The sequence below is a fragment of the Salimicrobium jeotgali genome (assembly GCF_001685435.2).
Classification (GTDB): domain Bacteria; phylum Bacillota; class Bacilli; order Bacillales; family Halobacillaceae; genus Salimicrobium; species Salimicrobium album.
In genome coordinates this window covers 1,232,308-1,255,437 of record NZ_CP011361.2, presented here as the reverse complement: position 1 = coordinate 1,255,437, position 23,130 = coordinate 1,232,308, and the positions used below count along the sequence as shown (strand labels likewise).

Here is a 23,130-nt window from a genome sequence, read left to right as displayed (position 1 = left end):
AACTTAATAGTGTTTATTCCACAATATTTCAGCTGAATAAAGACGCTCTCTTTTTCCTGATTCATCTGTTACCGACAGCGCTCCGTCAGCTTCTATCTTATCAATTCTCGCAAGCCACGGCTCTTTCCACGTAGACACCTGCACCCACTCTCCCACTTTATAACCGATAGTTGAGAAGTCATTTTCAAAACAGGTGAACCCCTCTTCTATAAACCGCTCATATTCCTGTTCAAATTCATGAAGCACAGCAACAGCCACTTCGCCTATCGAAGTCTTTTTACCGGTTTCTCTTTGAATAGAAGTAGCTTTCTCCCGGAGATTTCCCGGAAGGTCTTCCTCCCTCTGGTTGATATTCACCCCGAGACCGAGAACGATATATTCGACGAAATCCTGTTCAGCTCTCATTTCAGTCAGAATACCACTTACTTTTCTGTCTCCTATCATAACATCATTCGGCCATTTGATCGTAGCACTGATACCAAAATTCCGTAGCGCTTTCACCAGGGCCGAAGCAGCCACGATCGTAACCTGGGGAGCTCGCTGCGGGGAAAATGAAGGTCTCAGCAGCAGACTCATCCAGACTCCGCTTCCCTTCGGAGAATCCCATGCCCTTTTGCGTCTCCCTTTCCCGGCTGTCTGTTCATCCGCTAATACGACAGTGCCATGAGGTTTCCCTTCTTTCGCTAAAGTATGTATCTTTTCCTGAGTGGAGGTGACTTCTTTAAAGTGAAACAGGGGATGGCCGATTTCTTCAGTAGTAAGAGCAGATTGAACGAAGGAAGGAGGCATGTCGTCTGCTTCGTCTTTCAGCCTGTATCCCTTTTTCTTAACAGCCTCGAAAGTAAACCCCTCTTTTTCCAGTTCTTTGATATTCTTCCATATAGCTGTTCTCGAGACGTTGAGCTCCTCGGCCAGCTTCTGACCTGATAAATACCCTCCACTTTCCTTCAACAGGCTTATCAGCCTTGTCTTTGTCGATCCAGTTCTATTATCCATTTTATCAACTCATCCTTCTCGTTTACACAATTTCCTTCCACCACACTCTGCACCAGAGTATTTAAATATTCGCCGATCCACTTTCCTTTCTTTCGTTCCGGGAACAGCTGCAGCAGTTCTTCCGTATCAAGATGGAGCTCCGACCGGGAATGGATCGGAAGCGACCGGTATCGTTCGACCGGGTCCGTCTCCAATTCATATCCCAGACTTCTCATTACGTTTACCCAGCTGCCCAAGTCGGCTTCCCCAAGAGTGTAAAGCAGATAATTCCCAAGCCCCCGCTCTTTATACATCTGAACCGCTCCGGAAATATTCTGGGCCTTCTTCTTCGTACGGTTTGAAAGTTTCCACTTCCTGCCCCAATCTTCTACTGGTACCCCGGGGATCTGCTGATGGTAAAAACTGAGCATTTCGCTCCAATCCCGCAATCTTACCAAGGGGAACCGCCCGGCCGCATCCGTGTGGGCACAGAATACCGGAAGGTGTGCAAACACCCCCGTCCCGGCGAGATAATTCAACCCTTTACGATACCACGGGCCTGCAACCGTCTTTTCGAACTCCGCAGCTAATCTTTCCACGGACAGGTGCTGCAGCAAAGAGCTTTTTTCTTTTATCACTTCCAGCACGGAAGGACTGACTGTAAACCCGAGTTGGGAGGAAAACCGGAGAGCCCTCATCATTCGTAACGGGTCTTCTTCAAAACGATTCGAGGGGCTTCCCACCGTCTCGATCTGCTTTTCACTGATCGCTTTCTCCCCGGAGAAAGGATCGATCAGCCGGCCTCCGGAAGTCATAGCCATCGCATTCATAGTGAAATCCCTGCGTGACAGATCCTGTTCTATCGATGAAACGAAATACACCTGACTCGGGTGTCTGTAATCTTCGTAGTCCTCTTCCATTCTGTAAGTCGTCACTTCGAATGAAAGGGACCTTTGTCTTACAATTACGGTGCCATGCTCTATTCCGACAGGGATGACTTTATCGAATATGTTTATGATCTCTTCGGGGCGAAGGGAGGTTGCTATGTCTACATCTTTTACTTCCTGTCCCAGAAGGAAGTCTCTTACGCAGCCTCCCACCATAAAAGCTTCCCCCCCATGATCTTCAATGGCGGAAATCACTTCTATGGCCGGACCAAACAACGCGTGCTGTTTAAAGTTCACTGTGCAACACCTGCTCATACAGTTTTTCGTACTGTTTAACGATTTTCTCTGCCGAAAACTTCTCACTTACCGCCCGGACGGCGTTTTCGGAAAACGAGCGACTGAGCTGAGCATCTTTCAGTATCCGAAGCGCTTTTTCCTTCACCTGTTCTATGTCCTGAACCTCTACGATATAGCCGTCCACGCCATCGTCTATGACTTCGGGAATTCCTCCTATGTTCGTTCCTATACAGGGGACTCCGCATGCCATAGCTTCAAGCAATACGAGACCGAAACTCTCCTTCTCGCTTAACAAAAGTTTTACATCCGCAATCGACAACAGCTCCTGTACGCGTTCCTGTTTACCTACAAACAGTACTTTTTCTTCTATGCCGAGCTGCTCCACCAGGTTATACACCTTGTTGAATTCGGGACCGTCTCCGACCAGAACAAGTTTTGCAGTAACTTCCTGCTGTATCAGATGAAAAGAGCGGACTACATCTTCCACCCGTTTCACCTTACGGAAATTAGAGACGTGGATAACGACCTTTTCGTCTTCCCTAATGTTAAACTGCTGTTTCAGATTGCGCGAGTCTACGTGTTGGTATTCCCGCTCGTCCACGAAATTATGGACGACGTGCATGTCTTTTTCCGTATCCAGCATTCTTCTCGTCTGATCCACAAGACTGTTGGAAACGGCTGTTACCGCATCCGACTTCTCGATCCCGAATTTGATCAACTGTTTCAGGTTATCGTCAATGCCGAGTACGGTGATATCTGTTCCGTGAAGCGTAGTAATAACTTTAAGATCCAGTTCGCTGCACATCTGCTTAGCCAGAATAGCACATACTGCATGAGGCATAGCATAATGGACGTGCAGCAGATCGAGTTCCTCCCGTTTCGCTACCTCCGCCATTTTGTTGGCAAGAGCGAGATCATAAGGGGGGTGCTGGAAGACCGGATAGTTGTTCACTTCCACTTCATGGAAATAGATGTTCGGATATATTTTGTTCAACCGGAAAGGGATCTGCGTCGTTATAAAATGGACTTCGTGCCCCTTTTCAGCAAGGAACTTCCCGAGTTCCGTCGCCAATACCCCGGACCCGCCCACGGTCGGGTAACACGTAATACCTATTTTGGACATTTACGTCACCTTCAATTTCATTTAGACTCTTTCTTTATTTGCCGGTAATCAAGGTCTCCTCTGCTTATACCATGAACGAGCATTTCGGCTCCTGCCATGTTAGTGGAGAGAGGGATCTGGTGAACATCACACAGACGCAAAAGCGCACTGATGTCCGGCTCATGGGGCTGGGCAGTCAGTGGGTCCCGGAAGAAAATTACGACGTCCATCACTTCCTCAGCAATTTTTGCACCGATCTGCTGATCACCTCCGAGCGGTCCGGACTGGAACTTAACCAGATCAAGACCCGTAGCCTCTTCAATTCTTGCTCCGGTCGTCCCTGTGGCGTAAAGGTTGTGGTTCTCCAGCACAGGCAGATACGCCTGCACAAAATTTACCAGGTCATCCTTCTTTTTATCATGAGCTACAAGTGCAATGTGCATGTGGTTCCTCCCCTGTAATGATGTATTTGACGACGGGCCTTTTATTTTTCAGTTCTGTTCATTCCAGCAGATGCTCGAGGCCGTAAACGAGTGTGTCCAGTTCCATCACTTTTTCACACGAAAGTTTCACGCCGGACATAAAGGATGCGCGATTCATGGAGTCGTGCTGGATGGTAAGCGTCTGCCCGTCTCCACCGAACACTACTTCCTGATGGGCTACGAGACCCGGAAGTCTCATACTGTGAATTTTCATTCCGTCTATATCTGCGCCGCGGGCCCCTTCAATCGTCTCTTTTTCTTCCGGGTGCCCCTGGCTTTTCCTTTCTCTCTCTTCTTTTATCAGCTGGGCCGTTTTGACAGCCGTACCCGAGGGAGCATCGAGTTTCTGATCATGATGCTTTTCAATGATTTCCACATCCGGGAAATGTTTTGCTGCCCATTTAGCAAACTGCATCATAAGTACAGCACCGGTAGCAAAGTTGGGAGCGATGACGGCGCCCAGTTTTTTCTCTTCACTCAGTTTTGTGACTTCCTGAAGCTGCTCCTCTGTGAATCCGGTCGTACCGACTACAGGACGCACTCCATGCTCAAGGGATGCTTTCGTATGCTTATATCCGAATTCGGGAGTCGTCAAATCTATGAGCACGTCTGCATCCGTTTCCTTCAGGCATTGTTCGGCATCTTCATAAATTTTCGCTTCAAACGGGGGAAGTCCCTCAATATCTTTGACACGGGACTGGTCGTTTTTTCGATCGATGCATCCGACAAGCTGTAAATTATCTTCACCTTCGATCATATCAAGGGCGGCACTTCCCATCTTTCCTCTTGGTCCGGCTACTATTACATTTATCATCAGTCTTCCTCCTTCTTTGTCCATCTGTCTTTATCTCTCGTTTCGATTTTGCTCATAGACATATCAAAAGCTTCCGATATATCTATACCCAGGGAATTAGCAAAGCTTGTAAGAACAAACATCACGTCCCCCAGTTCTTCTTCCAGAGCCTTTTCCGCTTCCGAATCTTTCTTCGGTTTCTCTCCGTATACGTGGTTGATTTCCCTGGCAAGCTCCCCTACCTCTTCGGAGAGTCTTGCAAGCATGCTCAACGGGGGAAAATACCCCTCTTTGTATTGCGATATATAGCGGTCCACCCGTTCCTGCATTTCTTCAGTCGATATACTCAAAGCTCAGAACTCCTTTCGAAACATCTTCTTAAATGGTAGCTAAAACTCCTCTGTTTGACAAATCTTTCCCACTGTTATTGTAAGTCCTATACTCTTTCCTTATAATTAAACAGGAAAAGAAAAATATTACAGAGGTGATTTCTTGAAAAAAATTGGATTAAAATGGAAAAATATTATATTCATCATACTCGGATCTGCCATCTTCTCTTTCGGACTTGTACATTTCAACATCCAGAACGAGCTGGGCGAGGGTGGCTTCACCGGGATTACACTGCTCTTATTATACCTCTTCGATCTTGACCCCGGGGTTATGAACATCGTCCTTAACATTCCCATTCTGCTTATAGGATGGACCTCTCTCGGAAAGCAGACTTTCTATTACACCCTTCTCGGCATAGTCTCCGTTTCCGTGTTCATTTGGGTGGCACAGTCCTACATGATTGTAATCGATCTCTCCGCTGATCTTACCCTGGCCTCGCTATTCGCCGGAGTGTTCATCGGAGTTGGTCTCGGCATCATTTTCCGCTACGGAGGAACGACAGGAGGCGTTGATATCATCGCCCGGCTCATCAATAAACATCTCGGTTGGAGTATGGGCAGAGCTATGTTCTTATTCGACACCGTCGTTATTTTCACTTCTATCGTTACGTACCTGAACCCGGTTCGCGGGATGTACACATTAGTAGCCGTGTTCATAAGCGCCCGGGTGATCGACTTTATTCAGGAAGGGGCTTATGCTGCAAGGGGCGTGACGATCATTTCCAACCACAGTGAACAGATTGCCAGTAAAATACTCGTTGAAATGGACCGCGGTGTTACTACCCTTGAAGGAAGGGGTACGTTCACCGGTGAAAAAAGGGATGTGTTGTACTGTATTATAGGCCGATTGGAAATTGTACGGATGAAACAGATTATAGAAACCATCGATCCTCATGCTTTCGTCGCCGTCAGCCACGTCCACGATGTAATCGGAGAAGGCTTCACACTCGATGAAAATAAGAATCCTATCGATCCATAATATAAAAAGAAAAGTAGCGGGCCTTAAAGCCTCCGCTACTTTTTTTAGTGCTTCTTTCCTTTAATCTTGATTCATACCGATAAACATGAATATGAACCGGAGAAGTTCCGCCAGAGCGACAAGAGCGCCCGCCACGTAAGTCATCGCAGCTGCATTGAGAACTTTTTTCGTACTTCTTTCTTCATCATTCTTAATGACCCCCGTGGAGATCATCTGGGTCATCGCCCGGTTGGACGCATCGAACTCCACCGGAAGCGTTACGAGCTGGAACAGCACGGCTGCTGCGAAAAAGATGATCCCGAACAGGAATAGCTGCTGCATGCCGAGCAGCAGTCCACCCATAATAAGGAATATGGATATGTTTGAACCGAACCCGGCTACCGGTACCAGAGCACTCCGGAACTTCAGGAACGCATACTCCTGATCATCCTGGATGGCATGTCCCACTTCGTGCGCAGCGACGGCCGCCCCTGCCTGGGAAGCATAGTGATAGTTATGGGAAGACAGACGGACCACTTTCTTCCGCGGATCATAGTGGTCTGTAAGCGTACCTTTGACTTCTTCCACACCGACGTCGTATAAACCGTTATCATCCAGAATTTTTCGTGCTACCTGAGCCCCGGACATCCCTGAGGATGTAGCGACTTTAGAGTATTTTTTATACGTACTCTTCACTTTTGACTGCGCCCATAAAGGCAGAATCAAAATTATTGCAATGTAAATAAGAAATTCCATCTTTTTTCTTTTCCCCCTGTCCTAGTAACTAAAGGCCTTCACAAATTTCCGGAGGTTGAATAGCGGAAGATATAACCGTTCCTCTTGCTCTTCCGTCTATAACTTTCCACTTATAATTTTACCTTTATTCTTCAAACGTGTCCATAACTTTGCATCAGTCAAAAAATCCCGCTGTATGTCACTTTACATCTCTTAGCGGCGATGCAGGAGTATTCTCCCTGAGCTTCCTGCCGGTTCCGGATTTGACCACCAACCAGGCCACTCCTATGCATCCTATACTGAGCCAGAATGTGCCGTAACCTATTTCGTCCATATACTGATTGATAGAAGGGTATACCGGCATCTGTCCGAACACGTAATCGATCACGTCATTGTGAAGCGTCCATACAGCTGCAATAGAGAGGTGAATGTAACTGAATTGGTATCTGCCGAGATAAAGCAGTGCCTGCAGGGCCATGGCACCGTGTGAGACGATCAACATATAACTCGTCCAGGGAAGCGTCCCCTCGACTGTCAGTGACAGCAGATTCATAGCTACTGCCCATACCCCGTATTTCACGAGTGTCACCAGAGCAAGAGCTTCAATTAATTTAAAGTGTTTGCCGAAAATCCAGCCCGCAACAGCTATAGTGAAAAACAGACTGGCCGTCGGACTATCGGGGACAAAAATAAGAAAAACCGGAGCGGTATCGACTAATTGAGGTATGTACCAAATATATCCATACAGCGTTCCGAAAAGGTTCACAAGCAGCAACACGGTCAAAAACGCTCTTGAATGCATTATGTATCTTATCACCCTGTTCAGCCTCCCATTCAAAGAAACTATCATCATTTCGGAATTTTCTGCGACATTCCTTAAAAAAACAAGTCGTGCTTAATAAGCACGACTTGTAAAGATGTCTCTGTTCCAATGGAGTTACTCGCCAGAGCCGCCTCCACTGTTAGCTTTCGCAGTTTCTTTAATGAATTCGGCCAGTTGCTGACGTTCTTCATCAGAGCCGCTGAACATATCAGCAGGCATACTGCCTATACCATTAACAGCGATGTCTTTGATTTCATCTACAGATTTCTCTGTTTCCAAGAGCGAAGGGTTATTGCCCGAACCCTGAAGCTGTTCGCCGTGACACTGCATACAGTTGGCTTCATATGCGGCATAACCTGCAGCTTCGGTGTCGATTTCCACCTCCGACTCCTGAGCTTCTACGTCCACGGCATATTTCTCGCCGCGTGCCTGGTAGTCAACGTGAGATACCGACTCATATGTAAGCCAGATTGTCGAAGCTACCCCAATCAACATCAACCCAACAGCAATCGGACGCTTATTGACATTACGTCCCGGCGCACGATCGAGGAACGGTGCCAGGAGCAAAGCCGTAAACGCCAGACCGGGTATGACGATAGCACCGATTACGATGTACTGACCACCTGCGAACTGATATTTAAGCAGCTGGTAAATAAAGAGAAAATACCAGTCGGGCAACGGGATGTACCCTGCGTTCGTCGGGTCGGCCTGCTGCTCGAGAGGTGAAGGGTGGGCAGCCACCAAAATAAGAAACCCTATAAGAAACACGGAGCCCGTCAACCACTCTCTAAGCAGGAAGTTAGGCCAGAAGGCTTCCGTCCGTCCGGGATATTCCGAATAATCCTTCGGGACGTTCCTCTCCTTGTTCGCCCTGATACGGGAATCTCCCACAAATTTCATTCCTTTTCCTCTATGCATGTCTTTCCCTCCTTTGTTTCGCTAAAGATTTATAGCGGTCCTGAAATACCTTGTCTTCTTATCAGAATAAAGTGTGCTCCAAGAAGTCCGAATAGTACAGCTGGAAGGAAGAACACATGAATCGCAAAGAATCTTGTAAGTGTCTGAGCTCCTACGATAGACTGATCACCTGCGAGTAACGTTCTCAGCATATCACCTATGACAGGTGTAGCTGCTGCAATTTCAAGACCTACCTGAGTAGCAAAATAAGCTTTGTTATCCCATGGAAGAAGATATCCGGTAAAGCCCAGACCCAGAATTACGAAGAACAAAAGCACTCCGACAATCCAGTTGAGTTCACGCGGTTTCTTGTAAGCCCCCTGGAAGAATACCCTGAGTGTATGTAAAAATAACATGACCGTCACAACACTGGCTCCCCAGTGGTGCATCCCCCGGACGATTTGTCCATGAGCAACTTCCATTTGCAGATAGTACACTGAATTCCAAGCATTTTCAATGTCAGGTACATAATACATCGTCAAAAACATACCTGATAAAATCTGAATTACGGTGACGAAAAACGTAAGACCACCGAAACAATAAACAAACGCCGAGAAGTGGTACGCCGGATTCACGTGTTCAGGTACTTCATGATCCGCGATATCTCGCCATATCGGGTTGACGTCTACACGCTCATCGACCCAATCATATAATTTCTGCAGCATGAACTACGCCCCCTTTATCTAGCAATTTCTTCACCTAAGTACAACATGCCTTCTTCGACCTTCGTTTCAAAAACCGGTAGCGGTGCGGTCGGAGGCGTGCCCGGAACGTTAACGCCATCTTTCGTATAGCGTCCGCCGTGACATGGACAAAAGAACTGTTTTGGATATTCCTCATTCGAGGCCCAGTCCACCGTACAGCCCAGGTGTGTACAGATAGGTGATAGTGCGATGATTTCGTCATCTTCTTTGCGATACACCCATGCTGTTTTCTGGATAGTGGATTCATACCAGGCATCCACCTGCTCCACTTCCCACTCAAAACGCTGTGGTTCGTTCGTCACTTCTTTAACGTCGGCAACAGAATGGAAATCGCCTGCCGCAGCGGGCTTGAAAACAGGATCAATGGCAAATCTGACCATGGGAGCCATCATTCCTGCGGCCATAAAACCGCCGAGCCCTGTTAGTGTGTAGTTAAGAAATTGACGACGGGATACTTTTTTTGGTTCACTCATTCTTTTCCCCCCTCTATACTGACCCGATGTTTCATGGATATTAAAAATACTTTACTAAGACACTACCATGATAGCGTAAAAAGCCTGTTCGGTCAATAAATTATCAACTGTCGCGTAGGAATTATGTCTGCCAGCTTTCTTTAATAATCTCCACGATTTCTTTCGCCTGTTCTTTAACGAACGACTGGGTCTCCGTGGACTGTAAATCTCCGTTCCGCAGGCCGGGGAACCAGAGCAGTTCACCACGAAGGTCACTTTCCGATTTTCTCCAGTTTCTGTCAAAACTGAACAAAAAGACGTAAGAGAAAGGTTTTTCGGTGAAAGAGTCTATCCAGTTGTTCACTCGTTCCACCTCGGCTTCCGCGTTCCCGGCTATATAATAATAATCCGGAGCCAGCACAATCCTTCCCCTGAACTGCTCTTCAATGATTCTTGAGAAGAGATTCGTCAGTTCCGCCTGAAAACCGGAACCGGTCATCTTTTCGTCAATAGAGGTATGAATTGGTATCAATGGAATAAAAAGGGTGTCGATATATTCTTTTTCTTTTACGAATTGTTCAAGATCTTTTTTTGCCCATTTCATCATTACACCCCCCTCCGAATAACATTGCCCACGTCCTGGCCGGACAGAAGTAAAAACAGGGGCTTGGATGAAGTCCCCTGTTTTTTAAACACTGTATTTATCAGTATACTTTCTGATTCACAGTTTGAAAAGTAATTCTATTTTTTTCCGGGTTCCCGGAATTAAGCTTCCAGCCTTTCGATGAATTCTTCAATTTCGGTGTTCGAAGGCTCAAGAACCAGAAACTCTTTAAATACAGACACAGCTTCTTCTTTCTGTCCGTTTTCAACAAGAAAATAACCGTAGTCCTCAAGGAATTCCACATCTTCTTTAAAAGATAAATAAGCATTGGCATAATAACCGGAAGACTTCTCGAAGTTTTCCTCTTCCCTGCTTGCCTGGGCGAGTTCCCAGTCGTAGAGCGGGTCCACTTCTCCCGTCTTTTGAATATCTTCAAGAAGGAGTATGACGCTTTCATAATCTTCTTCTTCTTTATACCGTTCAAGAAGGAACAGCACCGCCTCTTTATAACCGGGATCTATGGCAACCGCTTCTCTCATCGCCCGATAAGCAGCTTCTTTATCTCCCTGTTTGTAGGACAGAAAACCGGTCATGTAGTATAGATCTTTATTATACTCATCTTTCGTAAGACCTTCCCGTGCTTTCTCCAGTGCTTCGGCAGCCATCCCTTCCTCTTCATAGACTCTGGCCAGAAGCGGATAAACGGATTGATAATATGGATCTTTTTTAAGAAGATCTTCCCATACCTGAATGGTTATGTCGCTTCTCCCTGCCTTGTTGGCTATGAATCCGTACCGGAACTGCACATCCGGGTTTTCCTCTTCCACTTCCTGAAAGTACTCGAGGGCTACTTCGAACCCGCCTGTAGCTGCATAGGCTTCTCCGAGCCGGGTTGCTACTTCGATATCTCCGATGACCCGGGAGTGTTCCATCGCATTTTCATAATAGGGGATACTTTTGTTATATTCACCGTTCGAAAAAGCAAGTTCCCCTAAAGCGAAGTCGATCACCGGTTCGTTCGGATCATAATGTTTCGCTGTCAGAAGTTTACTTTCCGCCACCTCAAACAGGCCCTGAGACTGATACAGATCAGCGACCTGCATGAGAGCCTGGAGATACATTTCGTCCTCGGGTTCTATTTTATTCAAAAGGTCGACCGCTTCCATGTCTTCCTCAAGGTCGATGTGGATCTCCGCCAGCATAACGATGATTTCCTGTTCCTTCGGATACTGCTGAAGAAATTCTTTCAAAATCATCTTCGCCTCTTCAAGCATCCCCCACTGTATATAGAGTTCAGCTATTGTGAATTTCTCTTCTTCATCAGCTTCCGGCAAATAATTCTGCAGTGTTTCTAGCGCATCCTGCGTTTTATTTTCCTCCATCTGATGGACTGCTTTCTGAATCTCTTCCATTAATTACACCCTTTCTGCACCGCGGGTTTCATTCTCCCTTAACAGAGCAATGATATACGAATGTCGCTTTGTATTCAAGTAAGGAAATTCCTGACCCATTAAAATATCTTCACCCGGGACCTTTCGTCCGGTGAAGATATTTTTCCTAACGATTATATAGCAAGTGCTCGAGGTCCGAAAAGAAGTCAGGATAGGAAATGTTTATGGCTTCCGGGCGGTGAATAGTGGTCTCCCCTTCGGCTATAAGTGAAGCTACGGCTTCCATCATACCTATGCGATGGTCCCCTTTTGAAGATACTTCCGCACCTCGGAGAGCAGTTCCGCCTTTAATGATCATTCCATCTTCTGTAGGCGTAATATCCGCCCCCATTAAAGAAAGGTTGTCGCACACAGCCTGTATGCGGTCTGTCTCCTTCACTTTCAGTTCCCCGGCGTCTTTGATGACCGTCGTTCCCGCAGCTTGAGTTGCGGCCAGGGCAAGAACAGGGACTTCATCGATAAGATTGGCGATCAGTTCTCCTTCCACCGTAATACCCTCGAGTTCACTGCTTTTCACAGTAACATCTGCTACAGGTTCCTCCCCGATCCGGTCGGTGATTTCCACATTTATATCGGCGCCCATCTTTTTAAGAGCCTGAATAATGCCGTTACGCGTTTCATTGACACCCACTCTTCGAATAGTTACATCACTTCCGGGAACGACAGCAGCAGCAACTATAAAAAAGGCGGCTGAAGAAATATCTCCCGGGATATCTACGTTCGAAGCTTTCATTTTCTGGCCGCCCCGGACGGATATAGCGCCGAAGTCATTGGTAACTTCCACTCCGAATTCAGGAAGCATCGTTTCCGTATGGTTCCTCGTCTTCGCAGCTTCGATCACTGTTGTTACCCCTTCGGCAAAAAGCCCGGCAAGAAGAATGGCAGATTTAACCTGGGCACTCTTGACAGGCATTTCATAAGTTATTCCACTCAGGCCGGTTCCGCTAAAAGCAAGAGGAAGTTTCTTTCCTTGTTCTCTCCCCTCAATGACGGCACCCATCTGACGGAGCGGCTGCACGACCCGGTCCATAGGGCGCACGCTGAGAGATTCGTCCCCGTACGCTGTCGTAAATAACGGAAGCCCGGCCAACACTCCGCTCATCAGTCTGGCAGTCGTTCCGGAGTTTCCGAAATATAGCGGTACTTCCGGCTCCTTCAGTCCATCCGCTCCCTTGCCATGTACAGTCAGATCACGTCCGTCCCGGTCGATCTGCAACCCCATTGCCCTGAACACCTCTACCGTCCTTAAACAATCTTCCGCGTCCAGGAAGCCGCTGATTCTGGAAGTCCCCTCCGCCAGAGATGCGAATATAACAGCACGATGTGAGATCGATTTGTCTCCGGGTACTGCAATCTCTCCCGATAAACCCGCTGATGCCGGATTTCTTTTCATATACATCTTCCCCCTTCATACTGCATATTTACTGTTCGATCACTACCTCATAATTCTTCCTTCTCAGAAGGAGAGCGCTCTCCTCCTGTTCTTTTCCGGTCGGAAAGCTGATGCGGAGTACTCCCGTTATGCCTTCACGTATTTCGAGTATTTCTATGTTCTTAATACTTATACCCGCTTCGGCAAGAACTTCGATCACTTTATGGATGGTTCCCGGCTGATCATAGATATCCACGAAGATGTCATAGAAACCGGGGATGGCTCCCTTCTCTTTGACAGGCAAACCATCCCTGAATGTTTTAGCTTCCGTCAAATAACGTAACGTCTCCTCCTGTGAGTCGTTCTGTAAGTATTCTTTCAATCTGGTCATTTCCTGGATCCAGTCTTCAAGCATTGGCACGAGCTGCTGTTTATTTTGAAAAAAAATATCCTGCCACAGTGGAGGATTACTCGAAGCAATTCTTGTAATATCACGAAAGCCTCCGGCAGCAAGGTTTTTCAATTCCGGGTGTGTATGCTGCCATTTTTTTGCCTGCTGGACGAGGGAGGAGGCGATCAGGTGCGGAAAATGTGAAATTACGGCGGTCATCTCATCATGTTCCTGAGGCGAGAGAGTTACGAAGCGGGCTTTCGTCGCCTCCAGCAGCTCCCGCAGCTCTTTTGTTTTCTCATCCCGGTCGTTGACCGGAGAGAGGACGTAAATAGCATTTTCGAATAAATGAGGTTTGGCTGCTGTAAATCCGTTTTTGTGTGATCCGGACATCGGATGACCACCGATAAATGTTATCCGGTCATTCGTGAGAAGAGAAGCTTCCTTCATCACTTCATTCTTCACTGAAGAGACATCGGTAACCAGCAGATCTTTGGTAAGAGTCACGTTGTTCAACTTCCGGATCACCTGAACGGTAGTAGTGATAGGCAGCGCGAGAAACAGAACATCTGCCCGGGACAGCGCTTCATAGAGGTCCTCCGCCTTCTCATCAATGACGCCCTGGCGATAAGCCAGTTCAAGGCTCTGGACATCTTCATCATGCCCTAATATGAAGTGGCCTTCCTTTTTAATATTCATGGCCAGAGAGCCACCGATCAGACCGAGACCGGCGACTACTACAGTTTTATTCATATCTCTTCCTCCTGCTTCACCTTCTCTTCAATGTACCCCTGGATTTTTTTCATATCCTCTTTACTTCCAATGGTGAGACGAATGGATTCCGGGATACCGAGAGCTTCTCCGGAACGTACGATGAACCCTTTCGTCAGCAGGTATTCAAACATTTCATCTCCACTGATCGGTAAATGCAGCAGTACAAAGTTAGCTTCCGAGTCATCGTAGCGAAGATCGATAGAGTCACAGAAATCCATAAACGCTTTCTTGTTTTCCCTGGTCCGCGTCACCGTATCTTCTAAAAACTCCTGATCTTCAAGCGCCAGCACAGCCGCTTTCTGGGCTACGACCGAAGTATTGAACGGCTCACGTGCCGGTTCCATCGCGGAAATCGTTTCCGGATCGCCTACGCCGTACCCTATCCGCAGGCCGGCCAGCCCGTAAGCTTTGGAAAACGTCCGCAATACCATTACATTCTTGTGATTATTAACGAGTTCCAGTGAGGATGCCCGTTTTTCTTTATCTGCGTATTCATAATAAGCTTCATCTATAACGATCAATACGTGGGAGGGGGTACGATCTATAATCTCTTTCAGTTTTTCCTCCCCGAGCAGTACCCCTGTCGGGTTGTTGGGGGAACACAGCCAGAGAATCCTTGTGTGATCATCCACTTTATTCAGCATAGTTTCGGTGTCATGATGTCCATCTTCCGTAAGAACCACTTCGCGCACCTCCGCTCCTTCAAGAAGAGCGTTGTGTTTGTATTGAGGGAACGTAGGTACGGCCATCACCGTGTTCGTCAACGGTTCCAGGAAAGCACGACATAGAATCTGAACGATCTCATCCGACCCGTTCCCGAAAATAAGCTGGTCTTCCCCGATTTGATAAAAATCCGAGACCGCTCCCCTGATTTCTCTGGCATGACCATCCGGATAGTACTCTAAACTTTCGAGCATCCGCGGGAGTTCTTCCTTCACCTTTCCTGAGAACCCGAACGGATTCTCATTGGAAGCCAGTTTCACTATCTTTTCAAGTCCGTATTCCCTCTTCACTTCATCAATCTGTTTCCCCGGTTTGTACGGAGTCATTTCATTTAATATCGGTTTCGTCTTCATTTGGCACCGCCTTCCTCTTTTAAATCAGGACGAAGCTTAATCGCTTCGTGATGATAAATATGGTTAATTTCTTTCTGTTCCGCAGTCGTATTGACCGTTACCATCACCCTTATACACCTGCTTAAACCTTCAGGTACATCGATTTCACGCATGCACATGACCGGCACGTATTTCCAGCCGTCCAGGTTCCGTAACGATTTTGCAGGAAAGGCAGCGTTCAGATCGGCCGTGGCGCTGAAAAGTACCTGGGTTACGTCCTCTGCCGAAATTCTGTTTTCCTCTACGATCTCTTTCATTAATTCATACGACCTGCTCACGATTTCAGTGGCGTCGTCTGTTTCAACTGTGGTCGCTCCACGGATTCCACGAATCATTCGATCACCTCATTTTTGAACTGCTTCAACGCATGGAGAAGCTCATCTTCTTCTACATGCGAAACGTAAGGACTGCCGACTGCCTGTAAAAGCACATAGTTGATTTTCCCTCTCTCGGCTTTTTTATCGCGCTTCATATGTTCCAGGAGTTTCCTTTCATCCAGTTCGCCGACTACTTCCAGTGGGTAACCGTTATTATCAGCCCAGACGAGAAGACGATTGCGTTCTTCTTCCATACCGCTGAGGGAAAGAGCAAATATAATTCCGATAACTACCGCTTCCCCGTGTGTAACGGATCCATAATCCAATTCTGTCTCGATGGCGTGAGCCAGTGTATGGCCGAGATTCAGGTACTTTCTAACACCGGCCTCTTTTTCATCCTGCTCGACGATGGAGGCTTTCAGCCGGACTCCACGAATAAGATCTCGGGCTGCCTTATGATTTTCAAGTTCTTTCAGTTCCCTCTCCATAATTTCATCGAACCAGCTTTTATCACTGAGCAGTGCATGCTTCACTACTTCGCCATATCCCGAGCGTTTCTCTTTCAAAGGTAAAGAATCAATCATTTCCGTATCGAAAAGAACTTTATCCGGATGATGGAAAGCACCGATCAGATTTTTCCCCGCTTTATGGTTGATTGCCACTTTCCCGCCGACGCTGCTGTCGTGGGCGAGAATACTCGTAGGTATTTGTATATAGGAGATACCACGAAGGTAAGTGGCAGCAACGAACCCGGCCAGATCTCCGGTCATTCCTCCGCCAAGGGCTATGATCAGCGATTTTCTATCTAGATTGCACGAGATACAATAGTCAAGAAGACGATCGTACCATTCCATGCTTTTCGTACCTTCCCCCGGCGGGATAACTTTACAAAAAATATTTCCTCTTGTCTTCAGGACATTTGTTATATCATCCATATATAGATCCGCCACATGCCTGTCCGCAATGATAAGAATGCTGCTGTAGCTGTCAGCAATATATTCATTCAGTTCGCGTCGCAGACCGTCTGCTATCATCACGTCATACGCTGTAGTCCCGGGGATATTCACCTGTAACCGTTCCATGTCAGAAATTCCTCACTTCCTCACGATAGTTATCCAGAGCCTCTTTCAGACGCGGGAAATAATCGGAAGGGAATTCTTCCGTAATCGCTTTTGCCACCTCGAAAGCCACTACGTGCTCCATCACTACAGATGCAGCCGGTACCGCACAGGAATCAGAACGTTCGATACTTGCAGAGAAAGGTTCTTTCGACTCGATGTCCACACTTTGAAGCGGTTTGTAGAGCGTAGGGATCGGCTTCATCACCCCTTTAACGACAATCGGCATTCCGGTAGTCATACCGCCTTCGAATCCTCCGAGCCTGTTCGTCTTTCTGAAATAGCCCCGGTCCTCTTCCCAGTCTATTTCATCGTGAACCTCACTTCCGTTTTTCCGTGCAGCTTCAAAACCGATTCCGAATTCGACACCTTTGAAAGCGTTGATACTCATTACACTGAAGCCTATTTTCGCGTCCAGCTTCTTATCGTACTGGACGTAAGAGCCAAGACCGGCAGGTACACCTTCCACGTAAACTTCAGCTACGCCGCCGATCGAATCGCCTTCTTTTTTCGCATCGTCGATCGCCTTTTTCATTTCTTCGGTTGCGCCGTCATCGAGGGTGTTGACAGGGGATTCCTCAGCTTTCTTCATTCTCTCATCGATCGGCATAGTCTCATCAAAAGGACTGACGATCCCTGCAATCTCCCTCACGTAGCCGGCTACCTTGATTCCGAGTTCTTCAAGGAGTACTTTAGCAACGGCACCTGCAGCAACTCTGGCAGCGGTTTCTCTGGCTGAAGACCTTTCCAGTACGTTTCTGAGGTCTCTGTGGCCATACTTCATCCCGCCGTTAAGATCGGCATGTCCCGGCCTGGGTCTCGTTACTGTGCGTCTAATCTTTTCACCTTCAGGAAAAGGGTCTTCTCCCATAATATCCGTCCAATGTTTGAAATCGTCGTTATGTATGACCAGAGAAATCGGTGAACCAAGCGTGTACCCATGACGGACACCGGAAGTGATATCAGCTGTATCTTTTTCGATCTGCATTCGTTTGCCGCGTCCGTGACCTCCCTGCCTTCTTCTCAAAGAACCATTGATCTGTTCCTGAGTAATGGGAAGATGGGAAGGAATCCCTTCAATAATTGTTGTCAGTTGTTTTCCATGAGATTCTCCAGCAGTCAAATAGCGCATATTCACCCCGACCTTTCTTGAATTTTACGTACTACTATACCACATACTTTCCGGGTTGTGTGATTTAAAATTCTAAATTGTAATACTATTAAAGATTATCCTTCGATTGAATAATAGTAACGGTGATCCCCGGCTGCGGAAATAGTACCTTCTCCACTTATAATAGATAAATATTTTTCTACTGTAAAGCGTAGAAGCACAAAAGTAAAACTAAACCGCTTTCAGTATGAAAGCGGTTTAGGTCTTCAGTAAATCCATTTGTCTTCGTCTTTTTCGTAGTCGACGAATGGCTTTCCGCCTGCGAATAGAGCGATCTCTCTTTCCGCACTTTCCTGGCTGTCGGACCCGTGAATCACGTTTTTTCCAACTGTCAGGCCGAAATCGCCTCTGATAGTGCCGGGCTCCGAGTCTTTCGGGTTTGTCGCACCCATCATTTTACGACCGATCGCAATCGCATTTTCACCTTCCCAAACCATGGCAAAAGAAGGATTGGATGTAATGAAACCTACGAGATCTTTAAAAAACGGCTTATCTTTATGTTCTGCGTAATGCTCTGATGCAAGTTGTTCCGTAACCTGCGTCATTTCCGCATATACGAGCTTGAGACCTTTCTTTTCAAATCGGGAAACGATTTCTCCCACAAGGTTACGCTGTACTCCGTCGGGTTTAACCATAATGAACGTTCTTTCCATTGTGAACCACCTCACTGTAAAATATGTAAGCGCTTATACGCCTTTTACATTGTAACAAGTTTGATCCACATAAGCAATTTCAGGAATTCCTTTTACCGATATATTTGGCGATGGCTTTTAATGCCTGCTTGGGTCTCCCTGTCGGCAGCTGCTGAAGGGACTGGAACGCTTCCTTCAGATAACGTTCACTGAGCTCTAACGACCTGTCGATGTAATCCCCTTCTTTCACTTTTCTGATGAACGGTTCCGCTTCCTCTTTTGTAAGAGTTGAAGTATGAGAGAAAGCTTTCCTCAGGTCTTCCCTGAATTCTTCATCTTCCTGTATGGCGTAAAGGACAGGGAGCGTTATATTCCCCTGCATCAGATCACTCCCCGCCGGTTTTCCCAGTTCTTCCTCGGATGAAGTGATATCGAGAATGTCATCTATAATCTGATAACTCATACCCACATTATATCCGTACTTATACAGAGCTCTCTCTTTTTTCAGGGAAGCTTCTCCTGCTATGGCTCCAAGACGACAGCTTTCCGCAATTAAAATAGCGGTTTTCCTCTTGATTCTGCGCAAGTAAGTACGGAGGTTCTGATCCACTTCCCCTTTATCTTTAATCTGCTCAATTTCCCCTACACAAAGTTCCATCATCGTTTTTGACAGAACCTGATGAGCTCTCATATTGTCTATGCTGCCCATGGCTTCGAGCGCAAGCGCAAACATATAATCACCCGTGTACATGGCCACGTGGTTGTCGTACTGTTCTTTTACAGTAAGGTCACCGCGTCGCAGCTTGGCATCGTCGATCACATCATCGTGGACGAGAGAGCCGGTATGAATAAGTTCAAGGGCCTTGGCACAATTTTTCATTTTATCAAAATCGTACTTCCCGAATTTCCCTGCGAGCAGTACAAAAACAGGACGGATACGTTTCCCTCCTGCTTCAAGAAGCTGATTGGAAGCTTTTTGCAGCACTTTTTCCTCGGTAGAAACCGAATGCAGCACTTCCATTTCGACTGCGTCAAGGTCTTTATTTAAAAATGAATAAAGTTTAGTTAATTTCATATACTTTCATCCTTGGTGTATAAATTACTTTCTTCCCATGTGCATGGCCGCTACACCTGCTGAATAGGATTTCATCTCAACGTCGGAAAAGCCGGCATCTTCGAAAAGACGCTTAAGCTCGATTTTTCCGGGAAAACTTTTGGCAGATTCGTTCAGCCACTGATATTCTTTGAAACTCTCCGCAAACCACTTTCCGAGAAGCGGCATCACTTTCTCAAAATAAGTATAATACACATTCTTGAAAACCGGATTTTCCGGCTGGCTCGTCTCCAGACAGACGACCGTCCCGCCGGGCTTCAGCACCCGGTACATTTCGGACAGTGCCTGAAAATAATCAGGAACATTACGGAGGCCGAATCCTACGGTAACATAATCAAACGTATTATCTTCAAAAGGAAGAGCCATCGCATTTCCGTGCTGATATTCTATATTAATAAAGTGCGGCTGCTCGATTTTCTTTTTCACTGCTTCGGCTAACATATTGTAGCTGAAGTCCACGCCGATGACATGACCGCTGTTTCCTACCGCGTTACCCATCGCCATCGTCCAGTCCCCGGTACCGCAGCAGACGTCCAGTGCATGTGAGCCTTTTGCAACGTCCATCCGTTTCATTACATCCCTTCTCCACAGCTTGTGCTGCTGAAAAGATATAATTGAATTCATTTTATCGTAACGGGTGGATATGTTTTCAAACACGCGGTGTACCCGTTCTTCTTTTCTTTCCTCCATTAGAATCTCATCCCTCAGTTAAATTCTTGTGCTAAATCTTCGTCGAGTTTCCTGTACAATTTTTCCGGAACACTGCTTCCAGGACCCAGATTTTTAAATGAAGCGTAGGCTTCTTTCTTATACTTCTCTATGTTGTCAGCAATTTCATACGCATAGTTCTTCGACTGTTCAGGTTTAGAAAAAGCCTGGTTCTTTTCGAAACCCCAATTGTTGAGACCTTTAACGTACATACTTTCCACTACAGCGCCACAGTCGCCGGGAGGCATGAAATGACACCATACATTGTAGGCAAGCAGAGTTTCCACGTTTTTATATGTCTGAACATACGAAGTCAGAGAATCGTGCTTTCCGTAGTATAAACGGACTTTCTGCTCGTTTACTTCCCTTATCGTTTTGGCGAGAACCTGAATGAAATCAAGGTCATTTATAAGTGAGAGCAGATGATAATATAAACCGCTGTAAAAATCACCGGCAAGTACGGTTAATTGCCTTTTGCGTACTTCATCCACTTCTTTGTTACTGTTATCCACCGTAACGAAATCGTGAGTATCCAGAGCCATCTGTACGAACATCACAGATAACAGATAGTTATCGTGCATATCTTTCCGCTCAGGTAAATGATCAAACAAGTGTATGTAAGTTTTCATTTTTCTTTCATCTATAGCAGGTTCACCAATGTGCTTACTAAGGTAAGGATGATAAGCGTAGGATGAAATTTGCTCTTTATAGTAGGTGATGCGACTGTTCAAGTCATTCATTTCCATCAGAAATCCCTTTCTTTCTGTACATGCAGCCATCAGTACCATTCCCCGCAGGGTAAGTTATAAACTCATTTCGCTTTCATTTGTTATTTCCCCGTGGCTCGTCTGAATCACGGCTTTTCCGCGCACCTTAACTGCTGACGTATGGTCGGTGAACTGGGCGATCATGACTTCTCCTTTATCCAGCTTCTCTGAATGATGGAATCTCGTATCACTGCCTCTCGTGAGTCCGATCACGTTGACCCCGTCTTCCAATGCCTTTATTACAAAAAACTCATTTGAATCTTTCATCATCTGTCCTCCTCACCTTTCTTTATTTAACTATCGCTTATATAAACTACCATGTCAAAAAAAATATTTTTAATAGAAAAAGGGTGCTCTTATGGCACCCTTCTTCACGCCCTATGTAGCTTATTTTACAGCATCTTTAAGGGCTTTACCTGGTTTGAATGCAGGAACTTTACTTGCTGGAATTTCAATTTCCTCTCCAGTTTGCGGGTTACGTCCTTTACGGGCGGAACGTTCGCGTACTTCAAAGTTCCCGAATCCAATCAGTTGAACCTTTTCACCATCTTTAAGTGAATCCATGATAGATTCGAATACAGAGTCTACTGCTTTTGTAGCGTCTTTCTTAGAAAGATCCGCCTGCTCAGAAACTGCATTGATTAGATCTGTTTTGTTCATGATATTCACCTCCTCTCAAAGAAGGTTAACTCCTTCATCAGCCCCCGTAAATACGGGGTGACATGCTCAATACTAAACGACTTCTTTCCATTTTTCAATAGCTAAACGTACGATAAACGTTGATATTACAGGGGTTTTTAATAATAAGGCGTATTTGCACGTGTTAATTTACATATTTTTACTTTTAAATACAATTTATTGAAATTACTATGCTTGTATTTCGCTGATTCAAACTTAAGCATCCGGTTCATCAGTCATCAAAAAAAGCCTGCGGACAGGCTGAGTCAGCTTTCCGCAAGCTTTTCTTCTGTTCAGGGGGCCTGCTGCATAAACACCGGCTCCCCGTTCTCGATTGTGTAAGGAGGGCTGTAAACCGGAGCTACAGCTGAATGCTGCGTTAACAGGTATCTTATATCCTCACCTGTGTCATAGGAATGGTCATATTCCTTAAGAAAGCTGTTCAAATCCTTCCGGTAATCGATTAATACATCACCGCTCCCGTTCACATACAGCGGCAACAGTTCACCGGAGTATGGACTTTTTACAGTCGGAGGTCCATCCAGATTCAACTTTTCGTGATCCAGGCTGTAGACACCCGGCGCAATCCTTTCTTTGTAGGGGGTGAACTGGTTTTTTTCTTCATAAAAATGAAGTTTCGTTTCTATTTCCCGAATCTTTTCGGTTATTCTGAGATCTACGACTTTCACTTTAGCTTCGGTCTCCGGTTTAATAATGATGTACTGATAATAGCCGCCGTTCTCAAAAGCTGTTCCGGGTATCTCCATCAGTAAACCGGCCTCTTTCAGACGGGTGAAGTCTATCTGGTATTTCTGAAAGACAGGAGTTTCCTCCGGTTTCGTTTTAATCGGCAGGCGTCCACTCTGCTGCTGCTTGAACTTATCGACAGCATTCTGTACCTGGGCCAGCTGGGCATCGTTCGGAAGACTGTTAGCTGCTTTCTCGGATTGAGGGAACATACAACCACTTAACAATACCAATACCAGAAGCATGATCGGGTATTTAACTGTGTTCATCTGTTTCTCTCCTTTACGGGGTAGGCCCGCTCAGTACTATGTACATAATGATAATTCCTCCTACAATCATACACAAATAAGCTATAACAGCTGTTATTACGGAGAAAACGCCTTTCAACTTATGTCTGCTCAGTAAAATCAGCCCTACAGCCAAAAACATCAGTATTATACCTGCAAAAGAAATCCACATTTTTATCAATGATAGTGACATATTGTCCAACTCCTACCTGGCTTTTCAGAAAAATCTTAGCATAAGCTTCTAAAAGGGTCAAAGTAAAAAACCGGTCCGCCTGGCAATGCGGGAATCCGGTTTTTCTATTCAGGGTGACCGTTATTTAAATGAAAGAA

The 23,130-nt window shown here is 46.2% G+C and carries 28 protein-coding genes; 1 reads left to right on the top strand and 27 read right to left on the bottom strand.

Annotated features, from left to right (window positions below):
• Positions 1-3: 3 nt before the first annotated feature.
• The 6 genes from AAV35_RS06295 to AAV35_RS06270 are packed head-to-tail and all read right to left on the bottom strand — an operon-like array spanning position 4 to position 4,865.
• Complete coding sequence (locus AAV35_RS06295) at positions 4-996, bottom strand: biotin--[acetyl-CoA-carboxylase] ligase (protein WP_008587542.1); 993 nt, start codon at positions 994-996, stop codon at positions 4-6.
• Positions 960-2,159, bottom strand: coding sequence for a CCA tRNA nucleotidyltransferase (locus tag AAV35_RS06290; protein WP_008587540.1), 1,200 nt, complete (start codon positions 2,157-2,159; stop codon positions 960-962). Before AAV35_RS06290 ends, AAV35_RS06295 begins: the two co-directional genes overlap by 37 nt.
• Positions 2,149-3,282, bottom strand: coding sequence for an N-acetyl-alpha-D-glucosaminyl L-malate synthase BshA (gene bshA, locus AAV35_RS06285; protein WP_008587538.1), 1,134 nt, complete (start codon positions 3,280-3,282; stop codon positions 2,149-2,151). Before bshA ends, AAV35_RS06290 begins: the two co-directional genes overlap by 11 nt.
• A gap of 17 nt (positions 3,283-3,299) precedes the next feature.
• Positions 3,300-3,704 (bottom strand): methylglyoxal synthase, encoded by a 405-nt coding sequence (gene mgsA / locus AAV35_RS06280; RefSeq protein ID WP_008587536.1) that lies wholly within the window; start codon positions 3,702-3,704, stop codon positions 3,300-3,302.
• 58 nt (positions 3,705-3,762) lie between these two features.
• Positions 3,763-4,557, bottom strand: coding sequence for a 4-hydroxy-tetrahydrodipicolinate reductase (dapB, locus tag AAV35_RS06275; RefSeq protein ID WP_008587535.1), 795 nt, complete (start codon positions 4,555-4,557; stop codon positions 3,763-3,765).
• On the bottom strand, positions 4,557-4,865 hold the full coding sequence (locus AAV35_RS06270; protein WP_052034723.1) for a nucleotide pyrophosphohydrolase: 309 nt from the start codon (positions 4,863-4,865) through the stop codon (positions 4,557-4,559). The genes dapB and AAV35_RS06270 overlap by 1 nt, the downstream gene beginning before the upstream one ends.
• A gap of 163 nt (positions 4,866-5,028) precedes the next feature.
• Here AAV35_RS06270 and AAV35_RS06265 point away from each other — a divergent pair, with 163 nt between their 5' ends.
• Positions 5,029-5,904, top strand: coding sequence for a YitT family protein (locus AAV35_RS06265; RefSeq protein ID WP_008587531.1), 876 nt, complete (start codon positions 5,029-5,031; stop codon positions 5,902-5,904).
• 60 nt (positions 5,905-5,964) lie between these two features.
• On the opposite strand, the gene AAV35_RS06260 is transcribed toward AAV35_RS06265, so the two are convergent.
• From AAV35_RS06260 to AAV35_RS06160, 21 genes are all read right to left on the bottom strand, one after another.
• Positions 5,965-6,639 carry a zinc metallopeptidase gene (locus AAV35_RS06260; protein ID WP_008587529.1) on the bottom strand — a complete coding sequence of 225 codons (675 nt, stop codon included), beginning with the start codon at positions 6,637-6,639 and terminating at the stop codon, positions 5,965-5,967.
• A 178-nt stretch (positions 6,640-6,817) separates the two neighbouring features.
• On the bottom strand, positions 6,818-7,468 hold the full coding sequence (lhaT, locus tag AAV35_RS06255; RefSeq protein WP_040609088.1) for a lipoprotein heptaprenylglyceryl N-acetyltransferase LhaT: 651 nt from the start codon (positions 7,466-7,468) through the stop codon (positions 6,818-6,820).
• Positions 7,469-7,555: 87 nt separating this feature from the next.
• Positions 7,556-8,359, bottom strand: coding sequence for a menaquinol-cytochrome c reductase cytochrome b/c subunit (locus tag AAV35_RS06250; protein WP_008587524.1), 804 nt, complete (start codon positions 8,357-8,359; stop codon positions 7,556-7,558).
• A gap of 29 nt (positions 8,360-8,388) precedes the next feature.
• Complete coding sequence (gene qcrB / locus AAV35_RS06245; protein ID WP_008587523.1) at positions 8,389-9,063, bottom strand: menaquinol-cytochrome c reductase cytochrome b subunit; 675 nt, start codon at positions 9,061-9,063, stop codon at positions 8,389-8,391.
• Positions 9,064-9,077: 14 nt separating this feature from the next.
• A complete protein-coding gene (locus tag AAV35_RS06240; RefSeq protein ID WP_008587521.1) occupies positions 9,078-9,575 on the bottom strand; it encodes a QcrA and Rieske domain-containing protein in 498 nt (165 codons plus the stop codon).
• Positions 9,576-9,696: 121 nt separating this feature from the next.
• Positions 9,697-10,161: a DUF2487 family protein gene (locus tag AAV35_RS06235; protein ID WP_143023818.1), complete on the bottom strand. Its 465-nt coding sequence runs from the start codon at positions 10,159-10,161 to the stop codon at positions 9,697-9,699.
• A 158-nt stretch (positions 10,162-10,319) separates the two neighbouring features.
• Complete coding sequence (locus AAV35_RS06230) at positions 10,320-11,570, bottom strand: tetratricopeptide repeat protein (RefSeq protein WP_008587515.1); 1,251 nt, start codon at positions 11,568-11,570, stop codon at positions 10,320-10,322.
• 145 nt (positions 11,571-11,715) lie between these two features.
• Entirely contained in the window at positions 11,716-13,002 is a 1,287-nt protein-coding gene (gene aroA, locus AAV35_RS06225) for a 3-phosphoshikimate 1-carboxyvinyltransferase (RefSeq protein ID WP_008587513.1), read from the bottom strand.
• A gap of 28 nt (positions 13,003-13,030) precedes the next feature.
• Positions 13,031-14,125: a prephenate dehydrogenase gene (locus tag AAV35_RS06220; protein WP_008587510.1), complete on the bottom strand. Its 1,095-nt coding sequence runs from the start codon at positions 14,123-14,125 to the stop codon at positions 13,031-13,033.
• Positions 14,122-15,222 (bottom strand): histidinol-phosphate transaminase, encoded by a 1,101-nt coding sequence (hisC, locus tag AAV35_RS06215; protein ID WP_008587508.1) that lies wholly within the window; start codon positions 15,220-15,222, stop codon positions 14,122-14,124. The genes AAV35_RS06220 and hisC overlap by 4 nt, the downstream gene beginning before the upstream one ends.
• On the bottom strand, positions 15,219-15,596 hold the full coding sequence (gene aroH, locus AAV35_RS06210; protein ID WP_008587506.1) for a chorismate mutase: 378 nt from the start codon (positions 15,594-15,596) through the stop codon (positions 15,219-15,221). Before aroH ends, hisC begins: the two co-directional genes overlap by 4 nt.
• A complete protein-coding gene (gene aroB / locus AAV35_RS06205) occupies positions 15,593-16,660 on the bottom strand; it encodes a 3-dehydroquinate synthase (protein ID WP_008587503.1) in 1,068 nt (355 codons plus the stop codon). The genes aroH and aroB overlap by 4 nt, the downstream gene beginning before the upstream one ends.
• Position 16,661: 1 nt before the next feature.
• On the bottom strand, positions 16,662-17,828 hold the full coding sequence (aroC, locus tag AAV35_RS06200) for a chorismate synthase (protein ID WP_008587501.1): 1,167 nt from the start codon (positions 17,826-17,828) through the stop codon (positions 16,662-16,664).
• Positions 17,829-18,073: 245 nt separating this feature from the next.
• Positions 18,074-18,520 (bottom strand): nucleoside-diphosphate kinase, encoded by a 447-nt coding sequence (ndk, locus tag AAV35_RS06195; protein ID WP_008587499.1) that lies wholly within the window; start codon positions 18,518-18,520, stop codon positions 18,074-18,076.
• A 79-nt stretch (positions 18,521-18,599) separates the two neighbouring features.
• Positions 18,600-19,574: a heptaprenyl diphosphate synthase component II gene (hepT, locus tag AAV35_RS06190; RefSeq protein WP_008587497.1), complete on the bottom strand. Its 975-nt coding sequence runs from the start codon at positions 19,572-19,574 to the stop codon at positions 18,600-18,602.
• 24 nt (positions 19,575-19,598) lie between these two features.
• Positions 19,599-20,303: a demethylmenaquinone methyltransferase gene (locus AAV35_RS06185; RefSeq protein ID WP_008587494.1), complete on the bottom strand. Its 705-nt coding sequence runs from the start codon at positions 20,301-20,303 to the stop codon at positions 19,599-19,601.
• A 14-nt stretch (positions 20,304-20,317) separates the two neighbouring features.
• Entirely contained in the window at positions 20,318-21,100 is a 783-nt protein-coding gene (locus tag AAV35_RS06180) for a heptaprenyl diphosphate synthase component 1 (RefSeq protein WP_008587492.1), read from the bottom strand.
• A gap of 24 nt (positions 21,101-21,124) precedes the next feature.
• Positions 21,125-21,355, bottom strand: a complete 231-nt coding sequence (mtrB, locus tag AAV35_RS06175; protein ID WP_008587489.1) for a trp RNA-binding attenuation protein MtrB — start codon at positions 21,353-21,355, stop codon at positions 21,125-21,127.
• A 120-nt stretch (positions 21,356-21,475) separates the two neighbouring features.
• Entirely contained in the window at positions 21,476-21,748 is a 273-nt protein-coding gene (locus AAV35_RS06170) for an HU family DNA-binding protein (RefSeq protein WP_008587486.1), read from the bottom strand.
• 311 nt (positions 21,749-22,059) lie between these two features.
• Positions 22,060-22,782, bottom strand: coding sequence for a hypothetical protein (locus AAV35_RS06165; protein WP_008587484.1), 723 nt, complete (start codon positions 22,780-22,782; stop codon positions 22,060-22,062).
• Between the two features lie 13 nt (positions 22,783-22,795).
• Positions 22,796-22,993, bottom strand: a complete 198-nt coding sequence (locus tag AAV35_RS06160; RefSeq protein ID WP_008587482.1) for a DUF2768 domain-containing protein — start codon at positions 22,991-22,993, stop codon at positions 22,796-22,798.
• Between the last annotated feature and the right edge of the window lie 137 nt (positions 22,994-23,130).

Coding starts and splice junctions, on each gene's coding strand:
- bshA (WP_008587538.1), bottom strand. CDS start 3,282: ATGTCCAAAATAGGTATTACGTGTTACCCGACCGTGGGCGGGTCCGGG.
- AAV35_RS06165 (WP_008587484.1), bottom strand. CDS start 22,782: ATGAACACAGTTAAATACCCGATCATGCTTCTGGTATTGGTATTGTTA.
- AAV35_RS06235 (WP_143023818.1), bottom strand. CDS start 10,161: ATGATGAAATGGGCAAAAAAAGATCTTGAACAATTCGTAAAAGAAAAA.
- aroH (WP_008587506.1), bottom strand. CDS start 15,596: ATGATTCGTGGAATCCGTGGAGCGACCACAGTTGAAACAGACGACGCC.
- AAV35_RS06270 (WP_052034723.1), bottom strand. CDS start 4,865: ATGCAGGAACGGGTGGACCGCTATATATCGCAATACAAAGAGGGGTAT.
- ndk (WP_008587499.1), bottom strand. CDS start 18,520: ATGGAAAGAACGTTCATTATGGTTAAACCCGACGGAGTACAGCGTAAC.
- AAV35_RS06170 (WP_008587486.1), bottom strand. CDS start 21,748: ATGAACAAAACAGATCTAATCAATGCAGTTTCTGAGCAGGCGGATCTT.
- AAV35_RS06230 (WP_008587515.1), bottom strand. CDS start 11,570: ATGGAAGAGATTCAGAAAGCAGTCCATCAGATGGAGGAAAATAAAACG.
- hisC (WP_008587508.1), bottom strand. CDS start 15,222: ATGAAGACGAAACCGATATTAAATGAAATGACTCCGTACAAACCGGGG.
- AAV35_RS06240 (WP_008587521.1), bottom strand. CDS start 9,575: ATGAGTGAACCAAAAAAAGTATCCCGTCGTCAATTTCTTAACTACACA.
- aroA (WP_008587513.1), bottom strand. CDS start 13,002: ATGAAAAGAAATCCGGCATCAGCGGGTTTATCGGGAGAGATTGCAGTA.
- AAV35_RS06185 (WP_008587494.1), bottom strand. CDS start 20,303: ATGGAGGAAAGAAAAGAAGAACGGGTACACCGCGTGTTTGAAAACATA.
- AAV35_RS06250 (WP_008587524.1), bottom strand. CDS start 8,359: ATGCATAGAGGAAAAGGAATGAAATTTGTGGGAGATTCCCGTATCAGG.
- mtrB (WP_008587489.1), bottom strand. CDS start 21,355: ATGAAAGATTCAAATGAGTTTTTTGTAATAAAGGCATTGGAAGACGGG.
- dapB (WP_008587535.1), bottom strand. CDS start 4,557: ATGATAAATGTAATAGTAGCCGGACCAAGAGGAAAGATGGGAAGTGCC.
- AAV35_RS06180 (WP_008587492.1), bottom strand. CDS start 21,100: ATGGCTGCATGTACAGAAAGAAAGGGATTTCTGATGGAAATGAATGAC.
- aroB (WP_008587503.1), bottom strand. CDS start 16,660: ATGGAACGGTTACAGGTGAATATCCCCGGGACTACAGCGTATGACGTG.
- AAV35_RS06295 (WP_008587542.1), bottom strand. CDS start 996: ATGGATAATAGAACTGGATCGACAAAGACAAGGCTGATAAGCCTGTTG.
- lhaT (WP_040609088.1), bottom strand. CDS start 7,468: ATGATAGTTTCTTTGAATGGGAGGCTGAACAGGGTGATAAGATACATA.
- qcrB (WP_008587523.1), bottom strand. CDS start 9,063: ATGCTGCAGAAATTATATGATTGGGTCGATGAGCGTGTAGACGTCAAC.
- aroC (WP_008587501.1), bottom strand. CDS start 17,828: ATGCGCTATTTGACTGCTGGAGAATCTCATGGAAAACAACTGACAACA.
- AAV35_RS06260 (WP_008587529.1), bottom strand. CDS start 6,639: ATGGAATTTCTTATTTACATTGCAATAATTTTGATTCTGCCTTTATGG.
- mgsA (WP_008587536.1), bottom strand. CDS start 3,704: ATGCACATTGCACTTGTAGCTCATGATAAAAAGAAGGATGACCTGGTA.
- hepT (WP_008587497.1), bottom strand. CDS start 19,574: ATGAAATTAACTAAACTTTATTCATTTTTAAATAAAGACCTTGACGCA.
- AAV35_RS06220 (WP_008587510.1), bottom strand. CDS start 14,125: ATGAATAAAACTGTAGTAGTCGCCGGTCTCGGTCTGATCGGTGGCTCT.
- AAV35_RS06160 (WP_008587482.1), bottom strand. CDS start 22,993: ATGTCACTATCATTGATAAAAATGTGGATTTCTTTTGCAGGTATAATA.